Source organism: Actinosynnema sp. CA-299493 (assembly GCF_050946825.1).
Taxonomy (GTDB): domain Bacteria; phylum Actinomycetota; class Actinomycetes; order Mycobacteriales; family Pseudonocardiaceae; genus Actinosynnema.
Genome location: NZ_CP191993.1, coordinates 477,040 through 498,553, shown reverse-complemented (window position 1 = coordinate 498,553; position 21,514 = coordinate 477,040). Strand labels below are relative to the sequence as shown.

At 72.2% G+C, this 21,514-nt stretch carries 22 protein-coding genes; 11 read left to right on the top strand and 11 right to left on the bottom strand.

Annotated features, from left to right (window positions below):
• The first annotated feature begins 14 nt into the window (after nt 1-14).
• Nucleotides 15-836 (top strand): NADP-dependent oxidoreductase, encoded by an 822-nt coding sequence (locus ACQPYE_RS02445; protein WP_498718895.1) that lies wholly within the window; start codon nt 15-17, stop codon nt 834-836.
• Nucleotides 837-908: 72 nt separating this feature from the next.
• Nucleotides 909-1,130: a PspC domain-containing protein gene (locus ACQPYE_RS02440; protein ID WP_498718894.1), complete on the top strand. Its 222-nt coding sequence runs from the start codon at nt 909-911 to the stop codon at nt 1,128-1,130.
• Here the strand turns inward: ACQPYE_RS02440 and ACQPYE_RS02435 are convergent, their stop codons facing one another.
• The 5 genes from ACQPYE_RS02435 to ACQPYE_RS02415 form a co-directional block, all read right to left on the bottom strand.
• On the bottom strand, nt 1,131-2,480 hold the full coding sequence (locus ACQPYE_RS02435; protein WP_498718893.1) for a beta-N-acetylhexosaminidase: 1,350 nt from the start codon (nt 2,478-2,480) through the stop codon (nt 1,131-1,133).
• Nucleotides 2,477-3,322, bottom strand: a complete 846-nt coding sequence (locus ACQPYE_RS02430; protein WP_498718892.1) for a carbohydrate ABC transporter permease — start codon at nt 3,320-3,322, stop codon at nt 2,477-2,479. The genes ACQPYE_RS02435 and ACQPYE_RS02430 overlap by 4 nt, the downstream gene beginning before the upstream one ends.
• Nucleotides 3,319-4,221 carry a carbohydrate ABC transporter permease gene (locus ACQPYE_RS02425; protein WP_498718891.1) on the bottom strand — a complete coding sequence of 301 codons (903 nt, stop codon included), beginning with the start codon at nt 4,219-4,221 and terminating at the stop codon, nt 3,319-3,321. The genes ACQPYE_RS02430 and ACQPYE_RS02425 overlap by 4 nt, the downstream gene beginning before the upstream one ends.
• A 7-nt stretch (nt 4,222-4,228) precedes the next feature.
• Nucleotides 4,229-5,503, bottom strand: a complete 1,275-nt coding sequence (locus tag ACQPYE_RS02420; RefSeq protein WP_498718890.1) for an extracellular solute-binding protein — start codon at nt 5,501-5,503, stop codon at nt 4,229-4,231.
• Between the two features lie 94 nt (nt 5,504-5,597).
• Entirely contained in the window at nt 5,598-6,251 is a 654-nt protein-coding gene (locus tag ACQPYE_RS02415; protein ID WP_498718889.1) for a copper homeostasis protein CutC, read from the bottom strand.
• A 130-nt stretch (nt 6,252-6,381) separates the two neighbouring features.
• On the opposite strand from ACQPYE_RS02415, the gene ACQPYE_RS02410 reads away from it, so the two are divergent.
• The 4 genes from ACQPYE_RS02410 to ACQPYE_RS02395 all read left to right on the top strand — a co-directional run bounded on the left by ACQPYE_RS02410 (nt 6,382) and on the right by ACQPYE_RS02395 (nt 10,757).
• A complete protein-coding gene (locus ACQPYE_RS02410) occupies nt 6,382-6,579 on the top strand; it encodes a hypothetical protein (RefSeq protein WP_498718888.1) in 198 nt (65 codons plus the stop codon).
• Nucleotides 6,580-6,761: 182 nt separating this feature from the next.
• Nucleotides 6,762-7,367, top strand: coding sequence for an RNA polymerase sigma factor (locus tag ACQPYE_RS02405; RefSeq protein WP_498718887.1), 606 nt, complete (start codon nt 6,762-6,764; stop codon nt 7,365-7,367).
• 59 nt (nt 7,368-7,426) lie between these two features.
• Nucleotides 7,427-7,849: a carboxypeptidase regulatory-like domain-containing protein gene (locus ACQPYE_RS02400; RefSeq protein ID WP_268997141.1), complete on the top strand. Its 423-nt coding sequence runs from the start codon at nt 7,427-7,429 to the stop codon at nt 7,847-7,849.
• Between the two features lie 142 nt (nt 7,850-7,991).
• On the top strand, nt 7,992-10,757 hold the full coding sequence (locus ACQPYE_RS02395) for a CHAT domain-containing protein (protein WP_498718886.1): 2,766 nt from the start codon (nt 7,992-7,994) through the stop codon (nt 10,755-10,757).
• Between the two features lie 45 nt (nt 10,758-10,802).
• Here ACQPYE_RS02395 and ACQPYE_RS02390 read toward each other — a convergent pair whose 3' ends face one another.
• The 5 genes from ACQPYE_RS02390 to ACQPYE_RS02370 form a co-directional block, all read right to left on the bottom strand.
• Nucleotides 10,803-11,582, bottom strand: a complete 780-nt coding sequence (locus ACQPYE_RS02390; protein WP_498718885.1) for a phosphodiesterase — start codon at nt 11,580-11,582, stop codon at nt 10,803-10,805.
• A 542-nt stretch (nt 11,583-12,124) separates the two neighbouring features.
• Complete coding sequence (gene groL, locus ACQPYE_RS02385; RefSeq protein WP_498718884.1) at nt 12,125-13,747, bottom strand: chaperonin GroEL; 1,623 nt, start codon at nt 13,745-13,747, stop codon at nt 12,125-12,127.
• Between the two features lie 217 nt (nt 13,748-13,964).
• A complete protein-coding gene (locus ACQPYE_RS02380) occupies nt 13,965-15,218 on the bottom strand; it encodes a serine/threonine-protein kinase (protein ID WP_498718883.1) in 1,254 nt (417 codons plus the stop codon).
• Nucleotides 15,219-15,329: 111 nt separating this feature from the next.
• The gene (locus ACQPYE_RS02375; RefSeq protein ID WP_033432301.1) at nt 15,330-15,536 is read right to left on the bottom strand and encodes a cold-shock protein; all 207 of its coding nucleotides are present in this window, start codon (nt 15,534-15,536) and stop codon (nt 15,330-15,332) included.
• A gap of 80 nt (nt 15,537-15,616) precedes the next feature.
• Nucleotides 15,617-16,261 (bottom strand): AIM24 family protein, encoded by a 645-nt coding sequence (locus tag ACQPYE_RS02370; RefSeq protein WP_498722823.1) that lies wholly within the window; start codon nt 16,259-16,261, stop codon nt 15,617-15,619.
• Between the two features lie 54 nt (nt 16,262-16,315).
• Between ACQPYE_RS02370 and moeA the strand changes: the two genes are divergently transcribed.
• From moeA to pssA, 3 genes are all read left to right on the top strand, one after another.
• A complete protein-coding gene (gene moeA, locus ACQPYE_RS02365; RefSeq protein WP_498718882.1) occupies nt 16,316-17,530 on the top strand; it encodes a molybdopterin molybdotransferase MoeA in 1,215 nt (404 codons plus the stop codon).
• Between the two features lie 175 nt (nt 17,531-17,705).
• Nucleotides 17,706-18,419 (top strand): phosphatidylserine decarboxylase, encoded by a 714-nt coding sequence (locus ACQPYE_RS02360; protein ID WP_498718881.1) that lies wholly within the window; start codon nt 17,706-17,708, stop codon nt 18,417-18,419.
• A gap of 4 nt (nt 18,420-18,423) precedes the next feature.
• The gene (gene pssA, locus ACQPYE_RS02355) at nt 18,424-19,395 is read left to right on the top strand and encodes a CDP-diacylglycerol--serine O-phosphatidyltransferase (RefSeq protein ID WP_498718880.1); all 972 of its coding nucleotides are present in this window, start codon (nt 18,424-18,426) and stop codon (nt 19,393-19,395) included.
• 428 nt (nt 19,396-19,823) lie between these two features.
• Here pssA and ACQPYE_RS02350 read toward each other — a convergent pair whose 3' ends face one another.
• Nucleotides 19,824-20,408: a peptide deformylase gene (locus tag ACQPYE_RS02350; protein WP_498718879.1), complete on the bottom strand. Its 585-nt coding sequence runs from the start codon at nt 20,406-20,408 to the stop codon at nt 19,824-19,826.
• Between the two features lie 111 nt (nt 20,409-20,519).
• Between ACQPYE_RS02350 and ACQPYE_RS02345 the strand changes: the two genes are divergently transcribed.
• Both ACQPYE_RS02345 and ACQPYE_RS02340 read left to right on the top strand, forming a co-directional pair.
• On the top strand, nt 20,520-20,816 hold the full coding sequence (locus ACQPYE_RS02345) for a DUF3263 domain-containing protein (RefSeq protein ID WP_498718878.1): 297 nt from the start codon (nt 20,520-20,522) through the stop codon (nt 20,814-20,816).
• Nucleotides 20,813-21,463, top strand: a complete 651-nt coding sequence (locus ACQPYE_RS02340; protein ID WP_498718877.1) for a LytR C-terminal domain-containing protein — start codon at nt 20,813-20,815, stop codon at nt 21,461-21,463. Before ACQPYE_RS02345 ends, ACQPYE_RS02340 begins: the two co-directional genes overlap by 4 nt.
• The last annotated feature ends 51 nt before the right edge of the window (nt 21,464-21,514 follow it).

The window sequence follows — 21,514 nt, the reverse complement described above, 5'->3', positions numbered from 1 at the left end:
ATACGTTGGTCAGCGTGAAGAGCGCGCGCATCCACGCCTACGGCCGACCCGACGTCATCGTGGTCGACGACGTCCCCATCCCCGAACCAGGCCCCGGCGAGGTGCTGGTGAAGGTGGCCGCGACCTCGTTCAACCCGACGGAGGTGGCGGTGCGGGCGGGCGTGTTCGACTTCCCCCTGCCGCACGCGCTGGGCTGGGACGTGGCCGGCACGGTCGACGGCGAGCCGGTGGTCGGCTGGATCGACGGCGCGGCGGCCGAGTACGCCGTCACCACCGCCGACCGGCTCGTCCCCGCGCCGCGCGCCGTCCCGCTGCCCGACGCCGCCGCCCTGCCCCTGGCCGGTCTCAGCGCGTGGCAGATGGTGTTCGAGCACGGGGACGTCCGGCCGGGCCACCGGGTCCTGGTCAACGGCGCGGGCGGCGGCATCGGCGGGTTCGCGGTGCAGCTGGCCAAGCACGCGGGCGCGCACGTCACCGCCACCGCGTCACCGCGCAGCGCCCACACCGTGCGCGAGCTGGGCGCGGACGAGGTCGTCGGCTACGGGCCGACGGGGCGGTTCGACGTCGTGCTCAACCTCGTCGCCGACGCCGAAGTGGCCCGGCTGGGCGGCGTCGTCGTCTCCGCGACCATGAGCGACGCCCCCGGCGCCCACTTCGTCACCCGCTTCGACCCGGCGCAGCTCACCGCCCTGGTCGCCCTGGTCGACCGGGGTGTCGTCGTGCTCGACGTGTCCGAGCGCCACGGCCTCGCCGACCTGCCGGAACTGCACCGCCGGGCCGAGACCGGCGACCTCAGGGGCAAGGTCCTGGTGGAAACCCCGGGAAGTGGACCCTGAGGACGGGTGTCCGGGGGAAGTCAGGGTGCGCCCCCGATGTCCCGAGAGGGCCCTCCGGAGCACTCTTGGGACATGACGAACGACGTGATCGGCCAGGCCACCGACAAGGTCAAGAAGCTCCGCCGCAGCCGGACCGACAAGATGGTCGCGGGCGTCTGCGGCGGCATCGCCAAGCTGCTCGGCGTGGACGCGGCGCTGGTCCGCATCCTGCTGGTCGCCGCCACCCTCTTCGGGTTCGGCGCGGGCGCGGTCCTCTACCTCGCCTGCTGGCTCCTCATGCCCGAAGAGGCCTGATCACCGGGGATGACCGGGCACGCCCGGGAGCCTCTGCCACGGCCGGGGACCGTCGAGGGGGCGGTACTCGACGCCGAGCGCGTCGAGCCGCGGCAGGTGGTGCTCGGCCAGCCGGGTCAGGAACTCCGCCACGTCACGTCCGGCGGGGCTCCACACGACCTCGGCGAACGCGCTCAACCGGGGGAACGCGGCGTAGTCGAGGCGCCGCGGCGAGTCGAGGTGCTCGGTCCACAGGTTCGCCTGCGCCCCGAGCACCCGGTCGGCCGCCGCGGGCTCGTAGCGGTAGACGTCCTCCAGGGTGGTGACCGTGCCGACGGGGATCGGCTCGTCGGGGTGGTCGGACTGCCGGTAGTCCAGGTACACGTGCTCCTCCGGGCACATCACCACGTCGTGGCCGCGGTCCAACGCGGTCAGGCCCGCCTCCTCGCCGCGCCACGACGCGACGATCGTGCGGGTCGGCAGGGGTCCGACGCCGAGCACCTCGTCCCACCCGAACGGCCGCCGCCCGCGTTGGTGCAGGAACTGGGCGATCCGGCGGACGAACCGGCCGTCACCGCCCTCGGCCTCGTCGCCGCCCAGCCCGACCACCTCGGACGGGAACACGTCCAGCAGCTCGTCGAACACCTGCCGGTAGAAGTCCACGGTGGGCTCGTCGGCCCGCAGCACGTTCGGGTTGATCCCCCAGTCCGTCCACACCCCGCCGCCGGACGCGCCCAGCTCCGGGTACGCCGCGATGGCGGCCTGGCTGTGCCCCGGCACGTCGATCTCCGGCACCACGGTGATCTGCCGCTGCGCCGCGTACGCGACGACTTCGCGCAGGTCGTCCTGGGTGTAGTAGCCGCCGTGGGGCCGCCCGGCCATCCCGCCGGCCCGCCGGTCGCCGAACCGCGAGTCGGGCCGCCACCCGCCGACCTCGTGCAGCCGGGGGAAGCGCCGCGACTCGAACCGCCACCCCTGGTCGTCGGTCAGGTGCAGGTGCAGCACGTTCAGCTTGTGCACGGCCAGCAGGTCGACGTACCGCAGCAGGTCGTGCTTGGGCAGGAAGTGCCGCGCCACGTCCAGCATCACGCCGCGCCACGCGAACCGGGGGTGGTCCTCGACCTCGCACACCGGCAGCGCGACCGCGCCCGGGGGCACGGCCCGGAACGCTTGAGGGCCGCTCAACTGCCGCAACGTCTGCCGCGCGTAGAACTCCCCCGCGTCGTCGGACGCCCGCACCCGCACGCCGTCCGGCGAGACGGACAGCCGGTACCCCTCGGCGGGACCGGCCTCCCGCGTGACCTGGAACGTGCCGTCGAACGGCACCTCGCCCTCACCGCGGGCGAACGAGACCGGACGCGGCAGGATCACGACTTCACCGCCCCGGCCAAGCCCGCCACCAGCCGGCGCTGCACCAGGATGAAGAACAGCAGCACCGGGATCGTCATCACCGTCGAACCGGCCATGATCGCCCCCCAGTCGTTCTGATCGGGTTTCACGAACACCTGCAACGCCAGCGGCAGCGTCTGGTTCTCCGCCGCCGAGATGATGAAGGTCTTGGCGAAGAGGAAATCATTCCACGCGTGGATGAACGACAGCACGCTCGTCGCCACCAGTCCCGGCGCCACCAGCGGGAACAGCACCTGCCACAGGAACCGGAACCGGGACGCGCCGTCCAGCGTGGCCGCCTCCTCCAACTCCACCGGCACGGCCGCGACGAACCCGCGCAGCATCCAGATCGCGAACGGCAGGCTGAACGCCAGGTGCACCAGCACCAGCGAGCCGAGGTGGTTCAGCCCGAACACCGGCGCCACGTCCCGCACCGACCGCATGAGGAAGAACAGCGGGATGGTCAGCGCCTCCACCGGCACCATCTGCACCACCAGCAGCATGATCAGCATCGTGGTGCGACCGCGGAACCGGAACCGGGTCAGCGCGGTGGCCGCCAGGAACGAGATCAGCAGGCTCAGCAGCACCACCGCGACCGCCACCACCACGCTGTTGAGCAGGTAGCGGCCGAAGTTCTGCACGGTCAGCGCGCGCGTGAAGCTGTCGAGCGTCGGCGCGAGCGTCCACGGGCGCGGGTCGGCCGAGATCACCTCCGCCTCGGGCTTCACCGCCGTCAGCGCCATCCAGTACAGCGGGAACGCCACCACGGCCGCGACGACGACCGTGACCACCTCCGCCAGCCCCCGCGACGCACGCCGGTTCACAGCACCTCCCCGCTCCGCCGCAGCGCACGCAGGTAGCCGAGGGTGACGAGCAGCAGCAACGCCGTCATCACCACGCCGATGCTCGCGCCCAGCCCGTACTCGGAGGCGGCGAACGCCTGCTGGTACGCGTAGACGTTGAGCACCAGGTTGCGGCCCGCGATGCCGCCGCCGTTGGTCATGACGTAGATCTGGGTGAACACCTTGAAGTCCCAGATGACCGACTGGATCGTCACCACGATCAGCAGTGGCCGCAGCAGCGGCAGGATCACGCCGGTCGCCGTCCTGACCGTGCCCGCGCCGTCCAGCGCGGCGGCCTCCAGCACCTCGCCCGGTATCGCCTTGATCCCCGCGTACAGGGTGACCAGGACGAACGGGAACGAGCACCAGACCACCTGCGCCGCGACCAGCCCGAACGCCGACCACTTGTCGTAGGTCCAGGAGAGCCCGGTGGTGCCCAGGACCTCGTTGACGAACCCGAGGTTGGCGTCGAACAGGAACAGCCAGATCGTCGACCCGGCCACCGTCGGCGTCGCCCACGCGCCCAGCGCGGCCAGGAACAGCGTCATCCGCGCCCACGTGCGGACCCTGGTGGCCAGCACCGCCAGCGCGGCGCCGACCAGCAGGGTGCCCGCCACGCAGACGGCGGCGAACCCGACCGTCTGCCCGAGCACGGACCAGAACCGCGCGTCGGACAGCAGGGTCGTGTAGTTGCCCAGGCCGAGGAAGGTCAGCGGCGCGCCACCGCTGACCTGCTCCTGGCCGTAGTCGAACAGGGAGATCAGCACGAGCTGGTAGATCGGGTAGCCCATCAGCCCGACCAGCACCAGCAGCGCGGGGACGAGGTAGGCGAACGCGATCCGCCCGTCGCCCCGGGAAGTCCGCAGCACACTCTTGTCCATCGTCCGGCTACGAGCCGAAGGCGGCGTTCATCTGGGCGGCCGCGTCCCCGGCCGCCCGGTCGAGGTCCTCACCACCGGCGGCGACCTGCTGCAACAACGTCGGCAGCACGGCCTGGGCGTCGATCTTGGCCCAGTTCGGCGTGACCGGCACGAACCGCGTGCCCGCCTCCAGGGTCTCGATGAACGGCTCCAGCACCGGGTTGGCCTTCGCCACCTCGGCCTGCACGTCGCCGAACGTCGGCAGGTTGCCCATCGCGTCGAACATCTTGCGCTGGTACTCCTTGCCGCCCAGCAGCCGCACGAACTCGTTCGCCAGCGTCTTGCGCGCGCTGCCCCTCAGCACGCCGAGCAGGTTGCCGCCCGCGAACGCCGGCGCGATGTCACCGGCCTTCTTCCCCGGCAGCGGCACGACCGCGTACTTGCCCGCGGCGCTGGAGGCGTCGACCGACTTGCGGTTGAAGTCGCCGCCCACGACCATCGCCGCCTTGCCCGCGCGGAACGCCTCGACGCTGGCGTCGCCGCCGTTGCCCGCGCACTGGGCGGGCGGGCAGATGTCGTCCGCGATCAGCTCGGTGTACTGGCGCAGGCCCGCCTTCGACTCGGCGCTGTCGATGGCGGCGACGTACCTGTCGCCGTCCTTGCGGGCGATGTCGCCGCCGTTGGCCCACACGAACGGCATCGCGCCGTAGGTGTACTTGCCGCCGGCGGAGATGCCGAGCAGGTCGGGCTTGGCGGCGCGGATCCTCCTCGCCAGCGGCGCGATATCGTCCAACGTGGCCGGTGGTTGGAGGTTCAGCTCCTGGAAGACGTCGGTGCGGTAGTAGAGCGCGCGCACGCCGACGTACCAGGGCACGCCGTAGACCTTGCCGTCCACTTCGCCGGTGTCGAGGACGGCGGGCAGCAGGTCCTTCGCCTCGGGCCACCCGCCGAGGTCGAGCTCGGCGAACCCGCCGCCCGCGACGTAGCCGGCCAGGTCGGTGTTGCCGAACTCGGCGACGTCGGGCGCGCTCGCGGGGTCGCTGAACGCGGCCTTGAACCGCTCGGCGCGGGTCTGCACCTGGATGTACTGGACGTCGACCGTGACGCCTTGGTGCGCCTGCTCGAACGCGGTGACCGCCTCCTCGACGACCGCCTCCTTCGGGCCCCGGTTGACCTCGTCGAACAGCCAGACCCTCAGCTGCCCCGTCTGCTCGTCCCCACCGGTCGGCGCCGGGCCGGACTGGACCGGGGCACACCCGGCCAGCACGACGGCGCCCACGGCAGCTGCTACTGCGAACCGCATCTCGCCCACCCTTCAGGTGTCCCGTGTTGCGTGATGTGCAACGGCTATTTCACGGGAAGCAACGGCGATGCTAATGTCCGCATCGGCAAGCGGTCTAGACCAAATTCGCCCAGGTCCGGACGGCGTCGGCGGACACCGGGGCGTCCCACCCGCCTGGCCGCACCGCGCCGCCGACGTGGAACCCGGTGACGCCGACGGCTTTCAGCGGCGCGACGTGCCCGGCCTTCAGCCCGCCGCCGACCAGCAGGCGCACCGGGCCCTGCCGCGCGGCCAACCGCTCCAGCACGCCCAGGCCGTCCGCGACCCCGCGCGCGCTCCCGGCCGCGAGCACCGTGTCGCAGCCCAGTCCGCCGACGACGCCCCACGCCGCCTCGGGGTCCGCCGAGTTGTCCAGCGCCCGGTGGAACGTCCACGCGCACCCGTCCAGCTCGGCGACCAGCGCCGCGCACGCCGCCTCGTCCACCCGCCCGGCGCCGTCGAGGAAGCCGAGCACGAACTCCGACGCGCCCGCCTCGCGCAACGCCGCCGCGTCCCGCCGCAGCCCGGCCAGGTCGCCGGGCGCGAAACCGGGCGCGTCGCGCAGCATGACCCGGACCGGCAGGTCGGTCGCGGAGAGCACGTCCCGCAGCACGGCGACCGGCGGCGTCAGCCCGTCCGCGGCCATGTCGACGGTGAGTTCCAGCCGGTGCGCGCCGCCGGCCTGCGCGGCCTCGGCGTCGGCGGCGTCCAGTGCGATGACCTCAAGCATGGTCTGGACCATAGCCCGCACGGGGACGCGGACGTCATCCGTGAACTGTTAAATCGGCCGGGTGTATCTCCCGTAGAACTACTCACTCCTTACCTGATGACCGGTCCTCAACCCCGACTGAGGAGGCCGAATGACCGCCAATCCGCCTGGCGTCGACGAGCTGGACCCCGCAGAGCTGGAGAAGCAGTTCGCGGGCGACGAGGAGCTGGTCGACGAGCTCGACCCGAAGGACGACCTGGACGACCTGCCACCGGCGACGCCGGCCGGCCACCACCAGACGCACGGCGTCCCGGTGGCCGCCGACACCGCGCCGGCCGCGGGTAGCTAGACCTCTGGGGGAGGAGGGTGGCGGTCGGTCGGCTTCGAGGGGTGCCGATCGGAGGTCGCCCGCAATGGGGGGAGGCGGTCCGCGGTGCGAGGGGGGCACCGCGGACCGCCGCCGCGCCGGTGACGGCGAAGGTGTGTGACGATCAGCTTCGGCTGGGGGGACGCCGAGAAGGAGGTGACGACGTGGGAGAACTGCGCATGGCCGGTGAGCGCCCACCGTGGGAGGGGCTCGACGGCACGGACCGGCACGCCGCCTGTGTCGTCGCCGCCCGCGACGGGGATCGCAGGGCCCTGGACGTGCTGATCGCCGACCTGACGCCACTGGTGTGGCACGTAGCCCGAGGACACGGGCTGGACCGCAGCACCGCGGAGGACGTGGTGCAGACGGTCTGGCTCGCGCTGCTGCGGCACCTCGACCGGCTGGTCGAGCCGCGCGCGCTGGCCGGGTGGCTCGTCGTCGCGACGCGCCGCGAGGCCCAACGGACCTGGACACCGGCTCGCCGTGAAGCGGCGCTGAGCGACGAGCTGGCGGACCAACTGGAAAGCGAGTACGGCCTGCCCGAGGACGCCGCCCTGGTCGACGACCGGGACCACCGGCTGTGGCGGGCTTTCGGCCGCCTGTCGCAGAAGTGCCAGGAACTTCTGCGGCTCACCGTGCTGGCCGGCCGGGCGGAGTACCGCGCGGTCGCCGAGGCACTGTCCATGCCGCGCGGCAGCATCGGCCCCACCCGGGGTCGGTGCCTGACCACGTTGCGCACACATCTCGACGCGGAAGGAGGATCGCGGTGAACGACATCGACCCGCGCGATGACCGCAGAGGCCAAGAGGACACCGCTGTCCTCACTGAACTGAACCGCCTGGTGTACGAGTTGGACGCGCCCCCACCGGGGCTCGTCGAACGCATCCAGTTCGCGGTGGCGCTGGAGAACCTGGACGTCGAGGTGGCCCGCTGGGAACGCGCCGGCTCGTTCGCGGGCGTGCGCGGGGGCAGCCCCGGCACCATCACGTTCACGGTGGACAACCTGACGTTGATGGTGAACTTCACGTCCATCGGCGCGCGGCACCGCATCGACGGCTGGCTCGTGCCCGCCGGTGAGCACACCGTCGAGGTGAGGGTGGCCGAGCACGAGTCGAGCACCACCAAGGCCGACGACGGTGGCCGGTTCGTGCTGTCCGACGTGCCCGCCGGCACCACGCAGATCGTGGTGCACCTGGTGAACTCGCGCGGCGAGCCCGGGCGCACGGTCGTGACGCCCACGATCATGTTGTAGGAACGCTCCCGCCGGCCGGCTCCGGGGACGGTGGCACGGTGGGTCGACCGGTCGAGCACTCACGGAGAGTGATCCGTTCGGCTCGCGGAGAGCGTCCACAAGACGGCTCCTCGGACACGTTGTGTGTGCTGGCATTAAGGACGTGTCCGTGTCTCGTGCCGCCCTGCCGGTCTCCTCCCGCACTCCGAGCGGTGTCGAAGCGGCGACCGACCTGCACAAGAAGGCGTTCCGGGCGGCGTCGGGCGGACGTCCGGCGGATGCGGTGACCCTCCTGCGCCGGGCGCTGCGGGCACTGCCGGTGACATCGCCGAACGCCGAAGCGACCACGGTCCGCATCCGGATCCTGATCACCCTGTCGTACGGCGAGGCGGAGACGGACTCCGTCGAGGACGGCCTCGCGCGCCTGCGGACGGCGGCCGAGCTGATCGCCACGCTGCCCGAGGGACCGGACGCGGTCGGCCTGCGGGCGATCGTGAAGGACCAGGAGGCCCTGATCCTGCACCGGGCCGGCCGGACCGCCGAGGCCATCGGGCTGTACGACGAGTCGGTGCGCCGGCTGGAGGCCGGGTGGGCGTCCGGCGCGGTCGGGGCGGCGACCCTGGCGACCGCCCTGATGAACCGCGGCGTGACCCACATCGCGTTCGGCCTGCCGGAGGCGGCGGAGCGGGACGCGCGCCGCGCGATCGAACTGGCCGAGGCCGAGGACCTGCCGCTGCTGAAGGCGAAGGCGCTGGGGAACCTCGGCGACATCGCCCACCTGACGGGTGACGTGCCCCGCGCGCTGGCGTACCACGAGCAAGCCGAACGGGCGTTCCGGCTGCTGGCGCCCGACCTGGTGGCGCGGACCCAGATCGACCGGGCGCGCGTGATGCTGGCCGCGGGGTTGGCGGACGAGGCGGCCGGGCACCTGGACGAGGCGCTGGTCGTGCTGCGCCGCCGGCGCGTCGGCCAGGACCTGGCGGAAGCCGAACTGGCCCGCGCGGCGGCAGCCCTCCTCCAGGGCGACCCGACCACCGCGCGCCAACTGGCCGACCAGGCCCAACGCCGGTTCCGGCGACGTGGCAGCACGTCGTGGGCCGAGTTGGCGGCGTTGATGCGCATGAGGGCCGAGTTCGCCTCGGCCACCAGCGGACCGGCCACCCCCGGCTCCCCCACCACCCCCAGCCCCTCCGCCATGCCCGGCTCCTCCACCAGCCCCGGTTCGTCCCCCATGCCCGGCTCTTCCACCAGCACCGACGGCTCGTTCGTGCCCGCGCAGGAGCGATCGGCGGCGCTGCCCGCCCCGCCGGCCTCGACGCGCCCGTCGACGCGTGCGTCCGCGCGGGTCACCCCCGCCCGCGCGACCCGGCTGGCCGAGCGGTTGACCGCGGTCGGACTGACCGACGAGGCCTCCGTCGCCAGGCTCCTCGCCGTGCGGATGGCGATCCGGCGCGGCGACACCAAGGCCGCGCGCGCGGTGCTGAACCAGGTGCCGGCGCCGGGCCCCATCACCCCGGTCGACCACCGGATGCTGCTGCGGCTGTGCCGCGCCGAGCTCGCCGTGGCCGTCGGCGAGCCGGGGCTGGCGTTGCGCGAAGCGGAGGAGGGCCTGGCCGAGCTGGGCCGCGTCCGCGATCGGATGGGTGGTCTGGACCTACTCTGCGGCACCGCCGTGCACGGCCGTGAGCTGGGTGAACTCGCCGTCGGGCTGGTGCTGGAGCACGACGGCGACGCCGAGGCGACGTTCGACTGGCTGGAGCGGACGCGGGCGCAGGTGTACCGGTACGAGCCGTTGCCGGCGATCGACGACCCGGTGCTGGCTCGGCGGGTGGCGGAGTCCCGGTCGTTGTCGCGGGCGGTGCAGCAGGCGCGGTTGGACGGTCGGCCCGTGGCGGAGCTGGAGGGCCGGCTGGACGCGTTGCAGCGCGAGGTGGCGCGGCTCGGGTGGCACACGAGCGTGTGGGGCCGACCGCGGCCGGTGTGCGGGGTGACCGAGGTGCGTGCCGCTCTGGGTGAACGTGCGATGGTCAGCTTCGTGACGCACGGTGACGTGCTGTGGGCCGTGGTGCTGGCGGCGGGTGAGGCGACGCTCGTGCGGCTGGGGCGTGCGGCGCAGGTGTTCGAGTCGGTGCGGCAGTTGCACGCCGATGTGGACGTGCTCGGGCCGGATCACCTGCCGCCGCTGCTCGTGGCGTCGGTGGCGGCGTCGGCGGCGCGGCGGGCGGAGCGGTTGGACGACGCGCTGTTCGGGCCGCTGGGTGGGTTGATCGGCGGGCGTGAGCTGGTCGTCGTGCCGACCGGTGACCTGTACGCGGTGCCGTGGAACACCCTGCCGTCGCTGCACGGTCGCCCGATCGTGGTCGCCCCTTCGGCGACAGCGTGGCTGAACGCGACGTCGGCGCGGACGTCGGCGACCCGGGTCGTGCTGGTCGCCGGGCCGAACCTGCCCGAGGTGGTCGGCGAGGTGAGCGGCCTGCGGGGCACGTACCCCGACGCCGTGATGGCCGAGGCGGTGAGCGACGTGCTGGCCGCGCTGGACGGCGCCCGCTTGGCGCACATCGCGGCGCACGGCGAGCACGTCGCCGACAACGCCCTGTTCTCCCGCCTGGAGCTGGCCGACGGCCCGCTGTTCGCCCACGAGGCCGCCCGCCTCCGCACCGCACCCGAGCAAGTGGTCCTGGCGGCGTGCTCGCTGGCGCTGAGCCACATCCGGCCGGGCGACGAGGCGCTGGGTTTCGCGGGCGCCCTGCTGGCGAGCGGCTCGCGCACCGTCGTGGCCGCGGTCAACCAGGTGGGCGACCGGGCGGCCGCGATGACCATGGGGGCGTTCCACAAGCTCCTGGCGGACGGCAAACCGGTGTCCCACGCCCTCGCCGAAGCCATCGCCGCGGACCCGCTGCGTCGCCCGTTCGTGTGTTTCGGAGCCTGAACTTTCCGCGACCGCCGCCCCCTCACCACCGAGTGAACTTCCCCTTCAGAACGCCCCGATCACCGCCGCCGCATCACTGACCGCAACCGTGTGCGTGGCGAACCCGGACTCGGTCGCGACGTGCAGCAGGAACCCGGTCGGCTCGGCGAGGAACCCGACCTGCCGGTCGGCGCGGAGGGTCAGCGAGGTCTGGCGGTAGGTGCTGGGCGCGACCGCCACCGCCGTGCCCGCGAACGGCACGCTGATCGCCCGGTGCACGTGCCCGGCCAGGACGCGGGCGACGTTGCCGTGCCGAGCGAGGACCGCGCCCAACGCCGGCCCGTCGTCCAGCCTCATGCCGTCGAGGAACGGGATCCCGACCGCCACCGGCGGGTGGTGCAGGCAGACGAACGCGGGCACTTCAGGCCGTTGGGCCAGCACGTCGTCCAACCACGACAACTGCTCGTCGCCGACGTGCCCGGCCGGACTGTCCTTCACCCAGGAATCGAGCGCGACCACCGTGAATCCCTCATGCGCGACCGCGTAGTGCGTCGACCTCCCGCCGCCGAGGAACGACGATCCCCCGAACACCTCCAACAACGCCGCCGGATCGTCGTGGTTGCCGATGGCCAGGTGCAGCGGCAGCGGAAACTCCCCGATCACCTCCCGCAACCACGAGTACTCCCCCACCCGCCCGTGCTCGGTGAGATCACCGGTGATCACCACGCAATCGGGCCGAGGGTCCAACGCGAGCACCCTCCCCAACGCGCGGTGCAACGACGCGGCCGGTTCGGCGGCCAGGGCATCGGTCCGCAGGTGCGGGTCGCTCAGGTGCGCGATGAGCACGTGGTCAGCTCCAGTCCTCGAGTCCGGGCAGCGGTGCGGGCTAGCGGTAGCGGGCTGGCGGTGGTGATGCGGGCGAGCTGGCGGTGGCGGTGCGGGCGGTGATGCGGGCGGGCGGTGTGGGGCAAGCGGTCGAGGCGGGTGGCAGGTGGGCGGGGCAGTCAGGGGCCGGCAGTTGGCGGCAGCGGACCGGAGCGATGGGTCGGGGTCAGGTGGTCGGGTTGGGCGGCGGGCGGGTTGAGCGGAGTTGGCGGCGGGCGGGGCGCTGTGCGAGGCGGAGTGGGGTCGGGGGTGGCGGGTGGGATCGAGTGGCGGGCGGGGTGGGTTGGGGCAGGTGGGTGGTTCGGGGTTCGGTCTGTTTTAACCGAGGGGCGGTAACGGTGTTTCCGTACATTTCTCGGTCGATCTCACCCGATTGTGTGACCCAACGGCTTCCGGACCACCTCAACCCCGGGCACGGCACGGCGAAGGGCCCGGCTCACCTGAGGTGAACCGGGCCCTTCGTGACTTCAGCCGATCGAACCTTGGTCAGTTGACCTGGTCGATCAGAAGTCCATGCCGCCGCCCTCGGGCATGGCCGGGGCAGCGCCCGCCTTCTCCGGCTTGTCCGCCACCACGGCCTCCGTGGTGAGGAACAGGGCGGCGATCGACGCGGCGTTCTGCAGCGCCGAGCGCGTGACCTTCGTCGGGTCCGGCACGCCGGCCGCCAGCAGGTCCTCGTACACACCGGTCGCGGCGTTGAGGCCGTGGCCGACGGGCAGGCCCTTGACCTTCTCCACGACGACACCGCCCTCGAGGCCGGCGTTGATGGCGATCTGCTTCAGCGGCGCCTCGACGGCGACCTTGACGATGTTCGCGCCGGTCGCCTCGTCACCTTCGAGGTTCAGGCCCTGGAACGCGATCTCGGCGGCCTGGAGCAGCGCGACGCCACCACCGGCGACGATGCCCTCCTCGACGGCGGCCTTCGCGTTGCGAACGGCGTCCTCGATGCGGTGCTTGCGCTCCTTGAGCTCCACCTCGGTGGCGGCGCCGGCCTTGATCACCGCGACACCGCCGGCGAGCTTCGCCAGGCGCTCCTGAAGCTTCTCGCGGTCGTAGTCGGAGTCCGACTTCTCGATCTCCGCGCGGATCTGGTTGACGCGGCCCTGGATCTGCTCGGCGTCACCCGCACCCTCGACGACCGTGGTCTCGTCCTTGGTCACGACGACCTTGCGCGCCTTGCCCAGCAGCGACAGGTCGGCGTTCTCCAGCTTGAGGCCGACGTCCTCGGTGATGACCTGGCCACCGGTGAGGGTCGCGATGTCCTGCAGGATCGCCTTGCGGCGGTCGCCGAAGCCGGGTGCCTTCACGGCGACGGACTTGAACGTGCCGCGGATCTTGTTGACGACCAGCGTGGCCAGGGCCTCGCCCTCGACGTCCTCGGAGATGATCAGCAGCGGCTTGCCGCCCTGCATGACCTTCTCCAGCAACGGGAGCAGGTCCTTCACCGACGCGATCTTCGAGCCGTAGAGCAGGATGTACGGGTCCTCGAGGACCGCTTCCTGGCGCTCGGGGTCGGTCACGAAGTAACCGGAGATGTAACCCTTGTCGAAGCGCATGCCCTCGGTCAGCTCGAGCTCGAGCCCCAGGGCGTTGCTCTCCTCGACGGTGATGACACCTTCCTTGCCGACCTTGTCCATCGCCTCGGCGATGAGCTCGCCGATGGTGGTGTCGCCCGCGGAGATGGACGCCGTGGCGGCGATCTGCTCCTTGGTCTCGACCTCCTTGGCGGTCTTGTGCAGCTGCTCGATCACGGCGTCGACGGCCTTCTCGATGCCGCGCTTGAGGCCGAGCGGGTTCGCACCCGCGGCCACGTTGCGCAGACCCTCGCGGACCAGAGCCTGGGCGAGCACGGTGGCGGTGGTGGTGCCGTCACCCGCGACGTCGTCGGTCTTCTTCGCCACTTCCTTGACGAGCTCGGCCCCGATCTTCTCCCAGGGGTCCTCGAGCTCGATCTCCTTGGCGATGGAGACGCCGTCGTTGGTGATGGTCGGCGCGCCCCACTTCTTCTCGAGCACGACGTTGCGGCCCTTGGGGCCGAGCGTCACCTTGACGGCGTCGGCGAGAATGTTCATGCCACGCTCGAGACCGCGGCGGGCATCCTCGTCGAACGCGATCATCTTGGCCATTGCGGTGTGTTCCTCCGCCTGATTACGAATGGGGCCACTGAGGGCTCGCGCCCACAGCGGAACACGGTGCTTCGGCCAGGATTCGGTGCCCGCGACGGACGACCAGCCCCCAGGAGGGAACGGGCCTCACCGTCCTAGCCTGCGTGTTGGCACTCAGGTGTTCCGAGTGCCAGTACCGTGTTTAGCACTCGACGGAGGAGAGTGCAAGAAGAGCTGGTCAGCGGGACGTGCGAACGGGCACGCTGGTCGGCAGCGGTTTCTTGCTCGTCGTGCCCCCGACCTCGATGGATTGGCTGGTGCCGCCGTTGCCGCCGGTGCCGCCCTGGCGCGGAGGTTCATCCTTCGGCGTGAGGATCACCACGAGGACGACGATGAGCGCGATGGCCACCGCGCCCGCGATCACGGGCGCGAACCACGCCGGCCGCGACTTGGCCGTGGTGGTGAACGCGCTCGCGCCGACCTGGGCGGGCGGGCGCAGCCGCACGGGCTCGTGCAGGAACCCCGGCGGCGGCTGGTGCTGCTGGTAGGGCTGCTGCCGGTACGGGCCGCCCGGCTGCGGCGACACGGGCGCGCCACCGGTCTGCGGCCCCATCGGCACCGCGCCGGAGTCCGTGCGGCGTGGCGCCGGCGCGCCTTGAGGTGCCCCCGACAACGCGACCCGCGCCGCGGCGACCAGCTCGGCGCACGAGCCGTACCGCTGGTTGGGGTCCTTGGAGGTGCCCTTGCGCAGCACGTCGTCGATGGCGGGCGGCAGCGACACCAGCGAGGTCAACGGCGGGATCTCCGCGCCGAGGTGCCCCTGGATGACGTCCTGCACGCTGCCCTGGAACGGCGGACGCCCGGACAGGCACGCGAACACCATGCACGCGAGCGCGTACTGGTCGGTGCGGCCGTCGAGCGGTTCGCCGCGCAGGTGCTCGGGCGCGGCGTAGGTGGGTGAGCCGAGGAAGTCGCCGGTGCGGGTGCGGTGCCCGGTGGCGCCGCGCCGGGTGAGGCCGAAGTCGGCGAGGTAGACGTGCTCGCCCGCGGCTTCCTTGGTGGTGACCAGCACGTTGGCCGGTTTCACGTCGAGGTGGACCAGGCCCTTGCCGTGCAGCATGTCGAGCGCTTCGGCGACCTGGCCGAGCAGCGTCAGGGTGCGCGCGGGCGAGAGCGGGCCGTCCTTGATGTGGCTGGCGAGGTCCTGCCCGTCGACCAGCCGCATGGCGATGTAGAGCAGCCCGTCGACCTCGTCGAAGTCGTAGAGCGGCACGATGTTGGCGTGGTCGATCGCCGAGGTGTTGCGCGCCTCGTCGACGAACCGCTCCCGGAACTCGGCGTCCGCGGTGAGGTGTTCGCCGATGACCTTCAGGGCGACCTTGCGACCGAGCCTGACGTCCGTGGCCTTGTAGGTCACGCTCATGCCACCGCGGCCGAGCACCCCGTCGATCCGGTAATGGCCCAGCCGTCGCCCGCTCAGGTCCTCCGACACGCGTTGGAGCCTAACCTCCGCGTACAGGGACTTGCGCGGGGTTCCCGGCAAAGGGGGCGAACCGGCCCCGGGAAGGACGCCCGACCCGCCGGGTGACGGGCCGGGCGGAGGTCACGATGCCTTCCGCACGTCCGATGCCTGGCTGCGGCCGTCGCGCCCTGCCTGGATCTCGAACTCCACGCGGTCGCCCTCGGCCAGCGTCCGGAAGCCTTCCATCTGGATCGCCGAGTAGTGCACGAACACGTCGGGCCCGCCGTCGGCCGCGATGAATCCGTAGCCCTTCTCCGAGTTGAACCACTTGACCGTGCCGACAGCCAAGACGTCCTCCTTCGAGAAATACCTTGAGCAAACCGCCACGCTAGAGGCACGAGGGGGTTCGCCGATACCTCCTTATGGAGTCATGCGCGTGCGCTGAATCCGTTGTCGCGCAACCAACTGACGAGTCCGCGCGGGCTGCGGGTCCGGGTGAGCACGAGACCGGGTCCGGCGAAGTCGAGGACGAGCCCTTCGCCATTCCGCACGGATTGGGGCGCGTCCGGGGAAACGGCGCGCAGCCGGCACTGCACGGTGTCGGCGAACGCGACCACGTGGCCGCCGGCCAGGGTGACGAGCTCGCCGGGTTCGAGGGTGACCACGTCGAGCGTGCCGTAGCAGCTGAGCACGACGGACCCGGTGCCGAACGCGTAGGTGAGGAAGCCCTGGTCGCCTCCGTGCAGCGAGCGCACGGGCGGCGCGGACGGGTCGAGGTGGGCGGTGGCGGCGCAGGCGAGCCAGCTGTCGCGGGAGACGCACCAGCCGGTCGTGGCGTCGAGTTCGAGCACGTGCAGGTCGCCGGGCAGGGGCGGCGCGACGTCCACCCAGCCGCCTTCGGGGCCGGCGGTGCACAGCGCGGCGCTGACGCCGGGCGACTTGGTGCGGCCGTCGACGGTGATGCCGTAGCTGGTCGCGAGCACCGAGGAGCGCTCGACCACCACCGGTTCACCGGGTGCCAGGACGAGTCGGGCCACCCCGAACGTGGGGGTGTGGCGGGTCCGGACCTGCAACGTTCCCCCTGTCGTGATCAGCCGGTTGGAGCAGTCTGCCACGGGCGGGGCAGGATGGGGCGCGTGCCTGACACGCTGACCCGAGTCGCTGATCACAAGGCCCACGTCGCCGGGCTGGTCGGGGTGATGCCGGTGGTGCGGTCGCCGGTGGCGGACTGCCTCGGCCTGGTGCTCGCCGAGGACCTGGTGGCGACGGTGCCGTTGCCGCCGTTCGACAACTCGGCGATGGACGGTTACGCGGTCCGCGCGGCGGACGTGGCGTCGGTCCCGGTGGAGCTGCCGGTGGTGGAGGACATCCCGGCGGGGCGGGCGGCGTCGGGGCCGCTGGCGGCGGGCACGGCGCACCGGATCATGACGGGCGCGCCGGTGCCGGCGGGCGCGGACGCCGTGGTGCAGGTGGAGTGGACCGACGGCGGCACGGCGGTGGTGCGGGTCGACCGGCCGGTGGTGGCGGGGCAGAACGTGCGGCGGATGGCGGACGACGTGGCCGTCGGCACGACCGTGCTGCGCGCGGGCGTGACGCTCGGTCCGGCGCAGCTGGGGTTGGCGGCGGCGCTGGGTTTCGGCTCGCTGCCGGTGCGGCGCAGGCCCCGGGTGCTGGTGCTGTCGACGGGGTCGGAGCTGGTGGGGCCCGGTGCGGCGCTGGAGCCGGGGCAGATCTACGAGTCGAACGGCGTGATGCTGGCCGCGGCGGTGCGCGAGGCGGGCGGCGAGGCGGAGTTGCTGCGGTTCGTGCCGGACGACGTCGGGCAGTTCCACGCGGCGATCGCGCCGCGGCTGGCGTCGGTGGACCTGCTGCTCACGTCCGGTGGCGTGAGCGCGGGGGCGTACGAGGTGGTGAAGGACGCGTTCGCCGGGCGCGGCGTGGAGTTCACGAAGGTCGCGATGCAGCCGGGCGGGCCGCAGGGCGCGGGGCGCTACCAGGGGGTGGCGGTGGCGACGCTGCCCGGGAACCCGGTGAGCGCGCAGGTGTCGTTCGAGGTGTTCGTCAGGCCGGCGCTGCGTGCCGCGATGGGGTTCGCCCTGGTGGAGCGGCCGACGGCGGCGGCCCGGTTGAGCGCGCCGATCACGTCGCCGGCGGGGCGCACGCAGTTCCGGCGCGGCGCGTACGACCCGGAGTCGGGGCGCGTGGTGACGCCGGTCGGCGGGCCGGGTTCGCACCTGCTGTCGGCGTTGGCGATCAGCAACTGCCTGATCGAGGTGCCGGAGGACGTCACGGAGCTCGCGGCCGGCGCCGAGGTGGCGGTGCGCCTTCTACACGGAGAGTGATATCCCTCTCACGCTGAGCTATTGAGCACACGTGTGACGGGGCTTACACTGGCGGTGATCGGAGTTCGGCCGGTCCGTGCGTTTCGTCGGGGGACGCACGGGCGGGCCGGACGCGGGCCGGTGGAGCCGCGTAGCGTGTGGCGGGCCGGAAGCACCGCCCTGACACGGAAGAGCCATGACCGTCGATCGCGACAAGCACAGTGGTGCCGTCTCCCACTTCCTCGAGCTCGCCCGGGGGATCGTCCCCCCGATGCACCCCGCGGGCCGTCCCTTCGTTGCGGGCGCGGCCGTCGCGACGCTGCTGCTGCGCCGGTACTCCAAGCGCGCCGGTGTCGTCGGCGGCCTGCTGACCGCTTGGGTCGCGTGGTTCTTCCGCGAGCCCAAGCGGACCACGCCCACCCGACCCGGCCTCGCGGTCGCACCGGCCGACGGCACCGTGTCGCACGTGGTCGAGGCCGTGCCGCCGGTCGAGCTCGGGCTCGGCGCCACGCCGATGACCCGGATCAGCGTGTTCCTGTCGGTGTTCGACGTGCACGTGCAGCGCGTGCCCGTGCCCGGCCTGGTGCGCCAGGTGTCCTACCGGCCGGGCAAGTTCCTGAGCGCCGACCTGGACAAGGCCAGCGAGGACAACGAGCGCAACACGGTGTGGCTGACCACGCCGTCCGGGCACGACGTGGTGGTCGTGCAGATCGCCGGGCTCGTGGCGCGGCGGATCGTGTGCGAGGTCGCCGAGGGCGACAAGGTGGCGGTCGGGCAGACCTACGGCCTGATCCGGTTCGGCTCGCGGGTCGACCTGTACGTGCCGACCGGCAGCCGCGTGCTGGTGGAGGCCGGGCAGCGCACGATCGGCGGCGAGACCGTGCTCGCCGAGCTACCCGCGGAGGGCTGAGCGGATGGCTCCCAGCGGGCCGGGGATCAGGCTGCTGCCGAACGCCATCACGGTCCTCGCGATGTGCGCGGGGCTGTCGGCCGTGCACTTCGCGATCATCGGGATGTACGGGGCGGCGATCGGCTCGATCGCGGCGGCGGCCGTGTTCGACGGGTTGGACGGGCGGATCGCCCGGCTGCTCGACGCGACCAGCAAGATGGGCGCGGAGCTGGACTCGCTGGCGGACGCGATCTCGTTCGGCGTCGCGCCCGCGCTGGTGATCTACGTGTGGAGGTTCGACCCGGGTCGTGAGGGCTGGGTCGTCGCGCTGATCTTCGCGGTGTGCATGGTGCTGCGGTTGGCGCGGTTCAACACGCTGCTGGAGGTGGAGCAGCCGCCGTTCGCGAAGGAGTTCTTCGTCGGCGTGCCCGCGCCGGCGGGCGGGTTGCTGCTGCTGCTGCCGCTGATCCTGGACGAGCAGCTCGGCCGGTCCGGCTGGTGGTCCAGTCCGGCGGTCGTCGCGGTGTGGACCGTGGGGATCGCGATGCTGCTGGTGAGCCGGATCCCGACGCTGTCGGTGAAGACGATCAAGGTGCCGCCGCGCTACGTCGCGCCGCTGTTGGTGCTGGTCGGGTTGCTGGCGGCGGCGGTGATCACGTTCCCGCTGGTGGCGTTGAGCGCGGCGATGCTGGTGTACCTCGCGCACCTGCCCTACTCGGTGCGCCGCTACCGGTGGTTGTCGAAGCACCCGGAGGCGTGGTCGGTGCCGGCGGCGGATCGGCGGGCGATCAAGCGGGCCCACGGCGTCGCGGCGCGGCGGCTGGGCTTGCGGCAGCCGCTGGGCGGTCGGGTGGCGGGCGCCGCGATGCGCGCCGTGCGGCGGCCCCGGCGCGCGGTCGACCCGACGCAGGTGGCGGCGGAGGCAAACGGTCAGGCGAGGCCGGGCAAGCGCCGGGGCTGGCGACAGCTCGGCCTGCGCCGGCACGATCGTCCCTGACTCGCTACACTGGCTCTGACCTGCTGTTTCACCTGACTACACCGTTCACGATCGAGTGATCTTCAGACCGACTGTGAATGAAAACGGCGTTATCGGCAGGCTGGGGCGTCGGTTGAAACAACGAGGCCGGCGACCAACCCGACCCTCGCCGAGCCGGTGTGACCCGGGGCGCCCGCAGTGCCCCGGGTCACGTCGGGCCGGACTTGAGTCACATCGGGCCGGACTTGAGCGAGCCGTCGAAACGGGCCGGGCTCGACCACCGACCCGCAAACCGCCGCGACCCGCGAACCCGCCGACCCGCGCCACTCGCCCCCGCGCCGGTCGTCCCGGGCCGGTCGTCCTCGCGCCGCTCGCCCTCGGGCAGTTCGTCCCGGGCCACTCGCGCGCTCGCGCCGCAAACCGCCGACCCGCGCCACAGGCCCCCCGCGCTAGTCCTCGTCGTCGTCCGCGAACGGATCCTCCGACGTCGCCGGGTCCCACGACAGCCCGGGCACGCCCCAGCCGTTGACCTTGAGCATCTTCTTCGCCGCGCGCTTGTGCCGCCCCACCAGCCGGTCCAGGTAGATGATCCCGTCGAGGTGGTCGGTCTCGTGCTGGAGGCACCGCGCGAAGAACCCGGTGCCCTCGACCTCGATCGGCTTGCCCTCGCCGTCGAAGCCGGTCACCTTCGCCCACGACGCGCGACCCGTCGGGTACGTCTCGCCGGGCGCCGACAGGCAACCCTCGAAGTCGTCGTCGGGGTCCGGCATCCCCAGCGGCACGTCCGACGTCTCCAACGTCGGGTTCACCACCACACCCCGGTGCCGCACGCCGTCGTCGTCCGGGCAGTCGTAGACGAACAACCGCAGGTCGACCCCGATCTGGTTGGCCGCCAAGCCCACACCGTGCGCCGCCGCCATCGTCTCGTACATGTCGTCGATCAACGTCCGCAGCGACTCGTCGAACACCTCGACCGGGCGGGTCGGGTTGTGGAGCACGGGTTCTCCGGCGATCCGGATGGGGTGAACTGCCATGGCGTGCAGCCTAACGGCGGGCCGGATCGGACGCGCCGACCGATGAGCCGCCCGGCACGAAGATCACGTGATGTAATGGCACCCACGCACGGGACACGGCTGAGGAGCCAGATGGACGCCGCAGAGGCACTGGCGCCGGCGGAGGGGCCGGACGACGGTTTGAACGACCGGGAGCGCGAGATCCTGGCCTTCGAACGCCAGTGGTGGAAGTACGCGGGTGCGAAGGAACAGGCCGTCAAGGAGCTGTTCGACATGTCCGCGACGCGCTACTACCAGCTGCTCAACGCGTTGATCGAGAAGGAAGAGGCGTTGGCCGCCGATCCGATGTTGATCAAGAGACTGCGCCGGAACCGCTCAGGCAGGCAACGCGTGCGCGCGGCGAAGCGACTGGGCGTCGAGCGCCGATGACCAATCCGGAACAGCCGACGGGTCCCGCGCACCCGGCCCGCGCCGCGGGTTACGCGCTGCTCGGCGTGGCCGTGATCGCCCTGGTGGTCGGCCTGGTGAGCCTGTTCACCGGCGACCCGGACGACAACCCGCCCGCCGCCCAGTCGACCCCGCCGGCGGCGACCTCGGGCACGTCGGACGGCTCCGAGACCTCCGCCGCACCCACCGAGACCGAGCCGACCACCGCCCCGTCGTCGGACACGTCGTCGGCGACCTCGCCGCCCGCTGGCACGGCCGCGCCCACGACGACCGCCAACGCCGCCGCGCCCACCACGGACACCCCGCCACCGCCGGTGATCGCGGTGCCCAAGGTCCCGGTGCGCATCTACAACAACAGCACCACCCAGGGCCTGGCCAAACGCGCGTCGGACGAGGTCGAAAGCGCGGGCTGGCAGGTCGCCGAGAGGGGCAACTACTCCCAGGGCACGATCTGGACCACCACGGTCTACTTCCGCCCCGGCACCGACGAGGAAGCCTCGGCCCGCGAACTGGCCCGCCTGCTCAACGCCCGCGTGGAACCCCGGTTCGACGGCATCCAGGCCGCGCAGCCCGGCATCATCGTCATCGTCACCAACGACTACCGGGGCACGTCCGGCAAGGTCTCCTAGGCCGTTCCCGGTCGGTCCCGGCCGGCTCCCGGCTGGGAACCGACCGGGTCG

Excerpts from the sequence above, each read along its gene's own strand:
- ACQPYE_RS02440 (WP_498718894.1), top strand. The coding sequence starts at position 909 with ATGACGAACGACGTGATCGGCCAGGCCACCGACAAGGTCAAGAAGCTC.
- ACQPYE_RS02425 (WP_498718891.1), bottom strand. The coding sequence starts at position 4,221 with ATGGACAAGAGTGTGCTGCGGACTTCCCGGGGCGACGGGCGGATCGCG.
- ACQPYE_RS02420 (WP_498718890.1), bottom strand. The coding sequence starts at position 5,503 with ATGCGGTTCGCAGTAGCAGCTGCCGTGGGCGCCGTCGTGCTGGCCGGG.
- ACQPYE_RS02415 (WP_498718889.1), bottom strand. The coding sequence starts at position 6,251 with ATGCTTGAGGTCATCGCACTGGACGCCGCCGACGCCGAGGCCGCGCAG.
- ACQPYE_RS02410 (WP_498718888.1), top strand. The coding sequence starts at position 6,382 with ATGACCGCCAATCCGCCTGGCGTCGACGAGCTGGACCCCGCAGAGCTG.
- groL (WP_498718884.1), bottom strand. The coding sequence starts at position 13,747 with ATGGCCAAGATGATCGCGTTCGACGAGGATGCCCGCCGCGGTCTCGAG.
- moeA (WP_498718882.1), top strand. The coding sequence starts at position 16,316 with ATGGGGCGCGTGCCTGACACGCTGACCCGAGTCGCTGATCACAAGGCC.
- ACQPYE_RS02360 (WP_498718881.1), top strand. The coding sequence starts at position 17,706 with ATGACCGTCGATCGCGACAAGCACAGTGGTGCCGTCTCCCACTTCCTC.
- pssA (WP_498718880.1), top strand. The coding sequence starts at position 18,424 with ATGGCTCCCAGCGGGCCGGGGATCAGGCTGCTGCCGAACGCCATCACG.
- ACQPYE_RS02350 (WP_498718879.1), bottom strand. The coding sequence starts at position 20,408 with ATGGCAGTTCACCCCATCCGGATCGCCGGAGAACCCGTGCTCCACAAC.
- ACQPYE_RS02345 (WP_498718878.1), top strand. The coding sequence starts at position 20,520 with ATGGACGCCGCAGAGGCACTGGCGCCGGCGGAGGGGCCGGACGACGGT.
- ACQPYE_RS02340 (WP_498718877.1), top strand. The coding sequence starts at position 20,813 with ATGACCAATCCGGAACAGCCGACGGGTCCCGCGCACCCGGCCCGCGCC.